The sequence below is a fragment of the Comamonadaceae bacterium OTU4NAUVB1 genome, from assembly GCA_024372625.1.
Lineage (GTDB): Bacteria > Pseudomonadota > Gammaproteobacteria > Burkholderiales > Burkholderiaceae_C > Variovorax.
Genome location: CP099605.1, coordinates 1,032,573 through 1,043,657, shown reverse-complemented (window position 1 = coordinate 1,043,657; position 11,085 = coordinate 1,032,573). Strand labels below are relative to the sequence as shown.

10 protein-coding genes are annotated in these 11,085 nt (G+C 67.5%); 2 read left to right on the top strand and 8 right to left on the bottom strand.

Translation table 11 applies throughout. The annotated features are described in order from the left end of the window. Window positions 1–71: 71 nt before the first annotated feature. From NF681_08255 to scpA, 3 genes are read right to left on the bottom strand one after another with little or no spacing between them, the layout of a single operon-like run. Window positions 72–1,604, bottom strand: a complete 1,533-nt coding sequence (locus NF681_08255; GenBank protein ID UST55154.1) for an acyl-CoA carboxylase subunit beta — start codon at window positions 1,602–1,604, stop codon at window positions 72–74. Between the two features lie 43 nt (window positions 1,605–1,647). Further along, complete coding sequence (gene meaB, locus NF681_08250) at window positions 1,648–2,796, bottom strand: methylmalonyl Co-A mutase-associated GTPase MeaB (GenBank protein UST55153.1); 1,149 nt, start codon at window positions 2,794–2,796, stop codon at window positions 1,648–1,650. A 13-nt stretch (window positions 2,797–2,809) separates the two neighbouring features. Beyond that, a complete protein-coding gene (scpA, locus tag NF681_08245) occupies window positions 2,810–4,963 on the bottom strand; it encodes a methylmalonyl-CoA mutase (GenBank protein UST55152.1) in 2,154 nt (717 codons plus the stop codon). A 170-nt stretch (window positions 4,964–5,133) separates the two neighbouring features. On the opposite strand from scpA, the gene NF681_08240 reads away from it, so the two are divergent. After that, window positions 5,134–5,781, top strand: coding sequence for a GntR family transcriptional regulator (locus NF681_08240; GenBank protein UST55151.1), 648 nt, complete (start codon window positions 5,134–5,136; stop codon window positions 5,779–5,781). 7 nt (window positions 5,782–5,788) lie between these two features. Here the strand turns inward: NF681_08240 and dusA are convergent, their stop codons facing one another. From dusA to NF681_08225, 3 genes are all read right to left on the bottom strand, one after another. Beyond that, window positions 5,789–6,796 carry a tRNA dihydrouridine(20/20a) synthase DusA gene (gene dusA, locus NF681_08235; GenBank protein UST55150.1) on the bottom strand — a complete coding sequence of 336 codons (1,008 nt, stop codon included), beginning with the start codon at window positions 6,794–6,796 and terminating at the stop codon, window positions 5,789–5,791. Then, on the bottom strand, window positions 6,793–7,185 hold the full coding sequence (locus NF681_08230; protein UST55149.1) for a response regulator transcription factor: 393 nt from the start codon (window positions 7,183–7,185) through the stop codon (window positions 6,793–6,795). Before NF681_08230 ends, dusA begins: the two co-directional genes overlap by 4 nt. A 218-nt stretch (window positions 7,186–7,403) precedes the next feature. Further along, entirely contained in the window at window positions 7,404–7,592 is a 189-nt protein-coding gene (locus NF681_08225) for a hypothetical protein (protein ID UST55148.1), read from the bottom strand. A 282-nt stretch (window positions 7,593–7,874) separates the two neighbouring features. On the opposite strand from NF681_08225, the gene NF681_08220 reads away from it, so the two are divergent. Next, window positions 7,875–8,279: a hypothetical protein gene (locus NF681_08220; GenBank protein UST55147.1), complete on the top strand. Its 405-nt coding sequence runs from the start codon at window positions 7,875–7,877 to the stop codon at window positions 8,277–8,279. A gap of 39 nt (window positions 8,280–8,318) precedes the next feature. On the opposite strand, the gene NF681_08215 is transcribed toward NF681_08220, so the two are convergent. Next, window positions 8,319–10,007, bottom strand: a complete 1,689-nt coding sequence (locus tag NF681_08215) for a Kef family K(+) transporter (GenBank protein ID UST55146.1) — start codon at window positions 10,005–10,007, stop codon at window positions 8,319–8,321. A gap of 204 nt (window positions 10,008–10,211) precedes the next feature. Further along, the gene (phbB, locus tag NF681_08210) at window positions 10,212–10,949 is read right to left on the bottom strand and encodes an acetoacetyl-CoA reductase (protein UST55145.1); all 738 of its coding nucleotides are present in this window, start codon (window positions 10,947–10,949) and stop codon (window positions 10,212–10,214) included. Between the last annotated feature and the right edge of the window lie 136 nt (window positions 10,950–11,085).

Here is an 11,085-nt window from a genome sequence, read left to right as displayed (position 1 = left end):
CTGGTGTTGCCCCCGGTAGGGGGTTGGCAAAGCGACACGAAGTGCGCGAAGACTGGGGGCGAGCCAGTCGTTCACAAAGGGATGTTGCCGTGCTTGCGCCACGGGTTCTCGAGCTTCTTGGCGCGCAGCATGACCAGGCTGCGGCAGATGCGCCGGCGCGTCTCGCTCGGCAGGATCACGTCGTCGATGTAGCCGCGCGTGCTCGCCACGTACGGGTTGGCGAAGCGGGCCTTGTACTCGGCCTCGCGCGCGGCGAGCTTCTCCGGATCGTGCTTGTCCTCGCGGAAGATGATCTCGACGGCGCCCTTGGCGCCCATCACCGCGATCTCCGCGCGTGGCCAGGCCAGGTTCACGTCGCCGCGCAGGTGCTTGGACGCCATCACGTCGTAGGCGCCGCCATAGGCCTTGCGCGTGATGACGGTGATCTTGGGCACCGTGCATTCGGCGTACGCGTAGAGCAGCTTGGCGCCGTGCTTGATGATGCCGCCGTACTCCTGGCTGGTGCCGGGCATGAAGCCGGGCACGTCCACGAAGGTGATCACCGGGATGTTGAAGGCGTCGCAGAAACGCACGAAGCGCGCCGCCTTGATCGACGAGCGGATGTCCAGACAGCCCGCCAGCACCAGCGGCTGGTTGGCCACGATGCCCACGCTCTGGCCTTCCATGCGCGCGAAGCCGATGACGATGTTCTTCGCGTAGTCGGGCTGCAGTTCGAAGAAGTCGCCGTCGTCGACCACCTTGGTGATCAGCTCGAGCATGTCGTAGGGCTTGTTGGCGTTGTCCGGCACCAGCGTGTCGAGCGAGGCGTCGGCGCGCTCGGCGGGGTCGCCGCTCGGGCGCACCGGCGGCTTCTCGCGGTTGTTCAGCGGCAGGTAGTTGTAGAGCCGGCGCAGCATCATCAGCGCCTCGACGTCGTTGTCGAAGGCCATGTCGGCCACGCCGCTCTTGGTGGTGTGCGTGAGCGCGCCGCCCAGTTCCTCGGCCGTCACGTCCTCGTGCGTGACGGTCTTCACGACCTCCGGGCCGGTGACGAACATGTAGGAGCTGTCGCGCACCATGAAGATGAAGTCGGTCATGGCCGGCGAGTACACCGCGCCGCCCGCGCACGGGCCCATGATCATGCTGATCTGCGGCACCACGCCGCTGGCGAGCACGTTGCGCTGGAACACGTCGGCGTAGCCGCCCAGCGAGGCCACGCCCTCCTGGATGCGCGCGCCGCCCGAGTCGTTCAGGCCGATCACCGGCGCGCCGACCTTCATGGCCTGGTCCATCACCTTGCAGATCTTCTCGGCGTGCGCCTCCGACAGCGCGCCGCCGAAGACGGTGAAGTCCTGGCTGAAGACGAACACCAGGCGGCCGTTGATCATCCCGTAGCCGGTGACCACGCCGTCGCCGGGAATCTTGTTGTCGGCCATGCCGAAGTCGCTCGAGCGGTGCTCGACGAACATGTCCCATTCCTCGAAGGTGTTGTCGTCGAGCAGCAGCTCGATGCGCTCGCGCGCGGTCAGCTTGCCCTTCTTGTGCTGTGCGTCGATGCGCTTCTGGCCACCGCCCAGCCGGGCCTGGGCACGGCGCTTTTCAAGTTGTTCGAGGATGTCTTTCATGGCGCTTGGTCTTGTGGGAGGAACAAAGAAGAGGAAGGACGGATCAGGACGGGCCGGGGCCCGGCGGATCGGCCGTCGACACGGACGCCGGCGCCGGAGCCGTTCCCGCGGGCGGGTGCACCGCCTCGCCGTGGCCGCCGTGCGCCGCCTGGCGTGCGAGCGCGAGCAGCTGGCGCGCGGCGGTCGATGCCGGCAGCGCGCCCGAGGCGACCTGCGCGACGGTGCGCGGCAGCAGTTCGCGCACCTGCGGATGCTGGCGGAACGCCTGCTTGAGTCCGGTGTCGATGCGCTCCCACATCCAGGCGAGCGACTGCTTCTCCCGCCGCGTGGCGAGCCGGCCGTTGGCCGCCTGCAGGCGCCGGAAGTCCGACACGGCCTCCCAGAAGGCATCGACGCCGGTTCCCGCCAGCGCGCTCAGCTGCAGCACGCGCGGCTGCCAGAAGCGGACCTCCGCCTCGGGCGATCCGGGCGCCGCGTGGGCGGCCCGCATCGCCTGGGCGTGCGCCGGATTGCCGTGGTGGCCGAACAGGCGCAGCGCCGAGGTGATCTGCGCCTGGGCGCGGGTGGCGGCGTCGCGGTCGAGGTCGGCCTTGTTGATGACCACCAGATCGGCGATCTCCATCACGCCCTTCTTGATCGCCTGGAGGTCGTCGCCGGCATTGGGCAGCTGCATCAGCACGAACATGTCGGTCATGCCCGCGACCGCCGTCTCGCTTTGGCCGACGCCGACCGTCTCGACGATCACGACGTCGTGGCCCGCGGCCTCGCACACCAGCATGGCCTCGCGCGTCTTCTCGGCCACGCCGCCGAGCGTGCCCGACGACGGACTCGGCCGGATGTAGGCGCGCTCGTGCACCGACAGGCGCTCCATGCGCGTCTTGTCGCCGAGGATCGAGCCGCCGGAGACGGTCGACGACGGGTCGATGGTGAGCACCGCCACACGATGGCCGCGCGCGATCAGCGACAGTCCCAGCGTCTCGATGAAGGTCGACTTGCCCACGCCCGGCACGCCGGAGATGCCCAGGCGGAAGGACGCGCCGGTGCGCGGCAGCAACGCCGTCAGCAGTTCGTCGCCCTGCGCGCGGTGATCCCCGCGCGTGGACTCCAGCAGCGTGATCGCCTTGGCGATGGCACGGCGCTGGCGTGGCGAGCCTTCGTCCGCGAGGGCCTCGATGAACACGGGCAACTGCATCGACGATGGCCCGTCAGGCCGCCACCGCCGCGCGGATCTGCTCGAGCACGTCCTTGGCGCTCGCCGGGATCGGCGTGCCGGGGCCGTAGATGCCCTTCACGCCGGCCTCGTAGAGCATCTCGTAGTCGCCGCGCGGGATCACGCCGCCCACGAAGACGATGATGTCGTCGGCGCCCTGCTTCTTCAGCTCCGCGATGATCGCCGGCACCAGCGTCTTGTGGCCGGCCGCGAGCGTGGAGACGCCCACGGCGTGCACGTCGTTCTCGATCGCCTGGCGCGCGCACTCCTCGGGGGTCTGGAACAGCGGCCCCATGTCGACGTCGAAGCCCAGGTCGGCGAAGGCCGTGGCCACCACCTTGGCGCCGCGGTCGTGGCCGTCCTGGCCGAGCTTGGAGATCATCACGCGCGGGCGGCGGCCCTGTTCCTCGGCGAAGGCGGCGATCTCGTGCTGCAGCGCCTCCCAGCCCTCGGCCGAGTCGTAGGCCGCGGCATACACGCCGGTCACCTTCTGCGTGTCGGCGCGGTGGCGTCCGTAGACCTTCTCCAGCGCGTCGCTGATCTCGCCGACCGTCGCGCGCAGGCGCACGGCGTCGATGGAGAGCGCCAGCAGGTTGCCCTCGCCGCTCTCGGCGGCGGCGGTCAGCGCGTCGAGGGCGGCCTGCACGGCGGCGCCGTCGCGCGTCGCGCGGATCGCCTGGAGCTTGGCGATCTGGCCATCGCGAACGCGCACGTTGTCGATGGAGAGGCTGTCGATCGCGTCCTCGGTCTTGAGCTTGTACTTGTTGACGCCGACGATCACGTCGCGGCCCGAGTCGATGCGCGCCTGCTTGTCGGCCGCCGCCGCCTCGATCTTCAGCTTGGCCCAGCCGCTGTCGACCGCGCGCGTCATCCCGCCCATCGCCTCGACCTCCTCGATCAGTGTCCAGGCGGCATCGGCCATGTCCTGCGTGAGCTTCTCCATCATGTAGCTGCCGGCCCAGGGGTCGATCACGCTCGTGATGTGCGTCTCCTCCTGGATGATGAGCTGGGTGTTGCGCGCGATGCGCGCCGAGAACTCGGTGGGCAGCGCGATGGCCTCGTCGAGCGCGTTGGTGTGCAGGCTCTGCGTGCCGCCGAAGACCGCCGCCATCGCCTCGATGGTGGTGCGCACGACGTTGTTGTAGGGGTCCTGCTCGGTGAGCGACCAGCCCGAGGTCTGGCAGTGCGTGCGCAGCATCAGGCTCTTGGGGTTCTTCGGCTCGAACTCCTTCATGATCCGGCACCACAGGAGCCGGGCCGCGCGCATCTTGGCCACCTCCAGGTAGAAGTTCATGCCGATGGCCCAGAAGAAGCTCAGGCGCCCCGCGAACACGTCCACGTCGAGCCCCTTGGCCAGGGCCGTCTTCACGTACTCCTTGCCGTCGGCCAGCGTGAAGGCCAGCTCCAGCGCCTGGTTGGCGCCGGCTTCCTGCATGTGGTAGCCGCTGATGCTGATCGAGTTGAACTTGGGCATCCGGTGCGCCGTGTACTCGATGATGTCGCCGATGATCCGCATGCTCGGCGCGGGCGGGAAGATGTATGTGTTGCGGACCATGAACTCCTTGAGGATGTCGTTCTGGATGGTTCCGCTCAGCTGGTCCTGCGCCACGCCCTGCTCCTCGGCGGCGACCACGTAGCCGGCCAGCACCGGCAGCACGGCGCCGTTCATGGTCATCGACACGCTCACCTTGTCCAGTGGGATCCGGTCGAACAGGATCTTCATGTCCTCCACCGAGTCGATCGCCACGCCGGCCTTGCCGACGTCGCCGGTCACGCGCGGGTGGTCGCTGTCGTAGCCGCGGTGCGTCGCCAGGTCGAAGGCGACCGAGACGCCCTGCCCGCCGGCGGCCAGCGCCTTGCGGTAGAAGGCGTTGGATTCCTCCGCCGTCGAGAAGCCCGCGTACTGCCGGATGGTCCACGGACGCACCGCGTACATGGTGGCCTGGGGGCCGCGCAGATAGGGCTCGAAGCCCGGCAGCGTGTCGGTGTATTGCAGGCCCTGCAGGTCGGCGGCGGTGTAGAGCGGCTTGACCTTGATGCCGTCGGGCGTGGTCCAGGTCAGCGCTTCCAGGTCGCCTCCCGGCGCGGACTTGGCGGCGGCGCGCGTCCAGGCAGCGAGGTCGGCGGTCTTGAAGGTCGGTTCGGGCATGCTCGTGGCGCCAGCGGCGGGTTCGTGGAGGTGGACCGGGCATGCCCGCGGTGTCGCGGTGATGCGCGTCGAAAAAGGCGCCGACACCCCGGTTCGCGAAGCATCGGCGCCGCAGTTTAACGCTTCTGTAATTATTAATTCAATTCATCTTCTGCGGTACATTCGCCGCCATGCCAGCCGCCACACTTACGCCCCGCGCGCTCTACCAGGAAGTGGCCGAGCGGGTGCGCCAGCGCATCTTCAGCCACGAACTCGCCCCTGGCGACTGGATCGACGAGATGAAGCTCGCCGAGGCCTACGGCATCAGCCGCACGCCGCTGCGCGAGGCGCTGAAGGTGCTCGCGGCGGAAGGCCTGGTGACCATGAAGGTGCGCCGAGGCGCCTACGTGACCGAGGTGTCGCGCCGGGACCTGGCCGATGTCTACCACCTGCTGGCACTGCTCGAGAGCGACGCGGCCGGCGCCGTGGCCAGTGGCGCCACGCAGGCCCAGCTCGACGAACTGCAGGCGCTGCACACGCAGCTCGAATCGGCGGTGGCGCCGGGTCAGGTCGATCGCAACCACTTCTTCTCGGTCAACGAACGTTTCCACATGCGATTGCTCGAGATCGCCGACAACCGCTGGCGCACGCAGATGGTCATGGACCTGCGCAAGGTGATGAAGCTCAACCGCTACGGCTCGCTGCTCAAGACCGGCCGCCTCGACGAGTCGCTCGCCGAGCATCGCGTGCTCATGGCCGCCTTGCTGGCACGCGATGCCGACGCGGCGACGAGGCGCATGCGCGAGCACTTCGGCAACGGCCTGGAAGCAGCGGCGTGAGGCGGGCCTAGGCGACGGCGTGCTCGGCCGGCGCGTGCGCCAGCGCCATCACGGCATGCGGCGCCAGCCCCTTCAGGCGGTGGTCGCTCCAGACCTGGCGCCAGCGGCGCGCGCCCGGCAGCCCGTTGCGCAGGCCGAGCATGTGGCGCGCGATGTTCGACCAGGGCGTGCCGTGCTCGGCGGCCTCGCGCGCCATGTAGTCGCACATCAGGGCCTCGATGTCCTCGCGCGTGCGCTCGAGCGCGGCGTCGCCGAAGAACGTCGCATCCCAGCCGGCCAGCCACCAGGGGTTGTGGTAGGCCTCCCGGCCGACCATCACGCCGTCGAGCAGCCGCAGGTGCTCGTGGACCTGGGTGTCCGCGACGATGCCGCCGTTGAGCGCGATGCGCAGGTGGGGGAAGTCGTGCTTGAGGCGGTGCACCAGGTCGTGTCGCAAGGGCGGAATCTCGCGGTTCTGCTTCGGCGACAGTCCCTTGAGCCAGGCATTGCGCGCGTGCACGACGAAGCTTCCGCATCCGGCCTCGCTCACGGTGCCCACGAAGTCGCGCACGAAGTCGTAGCTCTCCTGACGGTCGATGCCGATGCGGTGCTTGACCGTCACGGGGACGTCGACGCGGTCCACCATGGCCTTGACCCCATCGGCCACCAGCGCCGGCTCGGCCATCAGGCACGCGCCGAAGGCGCCTCGCTGGACGCGCTCGCTCGGGCACCCGCAGTTGAGATTGATCTCGTCGTAGCCCCATCGCTCGCCCAGCTCCGCGCAATGGGCGAGGTCGGCGGGCTCGCTGCCGCCCAGCTGCAGGGCCACCGGATGTTCGTCGGTGCCGAAGCGCAGATGGCGTTCGACGTCGCCATGGCGCAGCGCGCCGGTGGTCACCATCTCGGTGTAGAGCAACGCACGGCGCGACAGCAGCCGATGGAAATGGCGGCAGTGCCGATCGGTCCAGTCGAGCATCGGCGCCACCGAAAGCACCTTGGCCGCCAGGCTTCCAGTCACGGGCACGTCCGGACTCATGCCCGTGCCCGCTCGCGGTGTTGCGCACCGCACAACTGCACATAGGCGAGGAACTCCTCGAGCTGCGTGGTCTTGTCGAACACCGCGTCGGCACCTTGGGCGAGCGCGCGCGACGCGGACGCCTCGACGTAGTTCGTCAACACCACGACCCGCTGGTGTGCCTGTCGCGGCGCGCACACCTTCACGACCTCCATGCCGGAGCCTTCGGACAGGAACAGGTCGACGATCACCAGCTGCCACGCCTGTGCGTGTTCGAGCAGCCACCGGGTGGCCTCGTCCTGGGTCGGCGCCACGCCCACGACGGTGGCATCGCCGACCTCCTCCAGCATGCCGAGGAGGCCATCGCGAACGGAAAGGTTGTCTTCGACGAGAAAGACGCTGAACGTCATGAACGAAATCGAAAGTGCGGTTGAAGGAATCTCAAACCGCCAGGATGTCCGCGCATCGTTGCGGACCGGATGGAACGCAGCCCGCCCGGGCCCGCGTCTGCGGCTTGGAATGAAGCGGGGCGGCGGCTCCGTCGCCCTCGATGGCGGCCGGATCGGATGCGAAGGCGTGCTGCGCGCGCTTTCGCGGCCCCGGGCGACATGTTAATCGCCCGCCACGTTCACTCCCGCGGTCCACCCGAACCGAACATCCGCCGCATGGCCGCCATCCCCGCCACCAGCGCGTTCGCATAGCTGCCGTACGGATCGCTCGACGATTCGATCGGCAGATAAGGGAGGATGTCCTCGATGGCGTACTCCGCGCCTTCCATCAGAACCCAGTAGTACTCGCCGTCTTCGAGTTCGTGCACGGTGAGTGCAATGTTCCGCAAGTGCGACATAAATTAAAACTTTGGATTTCAGAATGCTCGAATCCTAAGGACCGCGCACTTCGCTCACCAGCGCAGGAATTCACGTTTTGATACAACTTTCATTATATTCCTTACAAATTGGTCGTGGGACGCGGTCGTGATCCCGGCGTCGACCAAGTTCCATGGTTTTCCTACAGTCCCGCATCGCCGAAGCCTTAGGCTTCCCGCTCACATCCGGACGGCGCGGTGCCTGTTCCGCTCAATCCATCGCGAGGAGACCGCATGCAGAACTTCACACTCGATCCGAGCATGACCGCCGCCATTGGCGGCGCTTTCTACCCCACCGGACACTCCTTCATCATGTTTCCGGAAGCGGACGATGCCCGGACGGTGGGACGCACGCTCGAAGAGAACGGCGTTCCCACCGATGCGGTGTACCTCGTTCCTCCGGAGATCGTGTTGTCGCAGATCACGCCCACCACGAGCGACGCCGACAATCCCCTGCCTTCCGCAGGGACCGAAGGTGCCGTGGTCAGGGCCTACACCAAGCTCGCTCGCGAGGGACACACCGGTCTGATGGTGAGGACCGAGGACGAGGAAGATGCCGAACGCGTCATGGAGGTCGTCCGCACCGTGCCTTATTCGATCGCGCAACGCTACCGGATGCTGGTGATCGAGGACCTCTGAGGACCGCGCCGCATCGTCGGCGGCGTGGTACCGGGGCGATCAGGACCCGGCGTGCTGCAGGACCCGCCGCGCCATCGACTGCGCCAGTTCGTGCTCGCCCAGGAAGACCGTCACGGAGATGTCCTTGGCCAGCAGCCCCGCCTCCTCCTCGTTGTGGCTGCGGATCACGGTCAAGATGCCCGGGTTGAGCAGTCGTGCCGTCTCGATCATTTGCTGCACGTGCAGGGTGTCGGGCGTCGCGATGACCAGGACCCTCGCCTTGGCGATGTGCGCCTGGACGAGAACGGTGGGCTCGGCGGCATCGCCCCAGACCGCCGCGATGCCCTCGGCGCGCAGCTTCTCCACCATCTCGCGATTCTGCTCGGCCACCACGAAGGGAATCTCGTGGGCCTTCATCTCGGCGGCGATGCGCCGCCCGACCCGCCCGTAGCCGACCAGCACCACCTGTCGCGACAGGTAGCGCGCCTCCGTCGACAGCGGAAGTTCGGCCAGCGGATCGTCACGCAGTTCGAGCGCACGGGCGAAGGCGAAGCTCTGGTGCAACCAGGCCTGCAGAGGCGCGATCAAACTGAACCACAACGGGTTGGTGGCGATGGAGATGAGCGCGCCGGCAAGCACCAGGCTCTGCGCCTCGTCCGGCAGAAGCCCCAGCGACATGCCCAGCGCGATCAGGATGAACGAGAACTCACCGATCTGGGCCAGGCTGGCGCTGACGGTGAGCGCGGTACGCAGTGGATAGCGGAACGCCAGAACCAGGACACCGGCCGCGATCGATTTGCCCACGATGATCACCAGGACCACCGCCAGCACCTGCAAGGGCCGCTCGATCAGCACCGCAGGATTGAACAGCATGCCCACCGAGACGAAGAACAGCACCGCGAAGGCGTCTCGCAGGGGCAGCGACTCCTCCGCCGCGCGATGGCTGAATTCCGATTCGCGCATCACCATGCCGGCAAAGAAGGCACCCAGCGCGAAGGAGACGCCGAAGAGCGCCGCGGACGCGAAGGCGATGCTCACCGCGGCGGCCACCACGCACAGCGTGAACAGTTCGCGTGAACCGGTGCGCGTCACCTGCCACAGGATCCACGGAAACACGCGGCGCCCGACCACCAGCATCAGCACGATGAAGCCGCCGACCTGCAGCAGCGTGAGGCCCAGCGTCTGCCAGATCGCTGCGGCGTCGCCGCCATGGTCACGCCCGCCCAGGACCCCGGCGAGCGGCGGCAGGAGCACCAGCACCATCACCATCGCCAGATCCTCCACGATCAGCCAGCCGACGGCGATGCGCCCGATGTAGCTGTCCAGCAGCCCGAGACTCTCCAGCGCGCGCAGCAGCACCACCGTGCTGGCCACCGACAGCGCGAGGCCGAAGACCAGCGCGGCGCCCAGGTGCCAGCCCCACCACATCGCCAGTGCCCCGCCCAGCAGCGTCGCCACGCCGATCTGCACCAGCGCGCCCGGCACGGCGATCTTGCGCACCGCCATCAGGTCGTCCAGCGAGAAATGCAGGCCGACACCGAACATCAACAGCATCACGCCGATCTCGGCGAGTTGCGCCGCGATCTCCGTGTCGGCGACGAACCCGGGCGTGAACGGACCGAGGATCACGCCCGCGACCAGGTAGCCGACCAGCGCCGGCAGGCGCAGCCGCACGGCGAAGAAACCCAGGATGAGCGCCAGCCCGAGGCCGGCGGCGATGGTGTTGATCAGGGAAACGCTGTGGGGCATCCTCGTCCAATGGCAAGAAGGGTGCGCAGACCGCGCGGAATCGATGGGAGGACGGGCCGGACCGGACGGTCGAAACCTGTCGCCGCAGGACCACTTTAGCGCCCTCGCACCGCTGCTCCCGCCAGAAAACGAAAAAACCCGCCGCAGCGGGTTTTCGATCCGGATGGCGGGCCTGCGCGCATCGCGCGTGACGCCCGTGGCCCCTCAGTGCATGTGCAGGCCGCCGTTGACGGAGAAATCCGCACCGGTGGAATAGCCGCCCTCGTCGGTCGCCAGCCAAGAGATGATCGATGCGATCTCGCTGGGTTCGCCCAGGCGTTTGACCGGAATGGTCGCCACGATCTTGTCGAGCACTTCCTGGCGGATGGCCTTGACCATGTCGGTGCCGATATAGCCCGGGCTCACGGTGTTGACGGTCACGCCCTTGGCGGCGAGTTCCTGCGCCAGGGCCATCGTGAAGCCGTGCATGCCGGCCTTCGCCGCCGAATAGTTGGTCTGCCCGGCCTGGCCCTTGGCGCCGTTGACCGAGCTGATGTTGATGATCCGGCCCCATCCCTTTTCCACCATGTCGCCCACCACCTGCTTGGTGACGTTGAACATGCTGTTGAGGTTGGTCTCGATCACCGCGCTCCAGTCCTCCGGCGACATCTTGAGGAACATGCGGTCGCGCGTGATGCCCGCGTTGTTGACCAGCACGTCGATGCTGCCGTGCTCGGACTTGGACTGATTGAAGGCTTCGACCGTGGACGCCCAATCACCGACATTGCCGACCGACGCGTGGAACTCGAATCCAAGTTCGCGCTGTTCGGCCAGCCATTTGGCGAAGTCGCGGGTGGGGCCACAACCGGCGATGACGGTGAATCCGTCCTTGTGCAGGCGCTGGCAGATGGCGGTTCCGATCCCACCCATACCACCGGTGACGTAGGCGACTTTTTTGCTCATGACGATTCCTTGATTTGTACTTGTCTCTCGGGAGACAAGGTCACTGTACCCAAAGTTCTCACTCCCACAGGTGCAGGAAAACACTGAGCGATGACCGAAATTGGCGTGCCCGGGGCATGCGGGGCATGCGGGACAC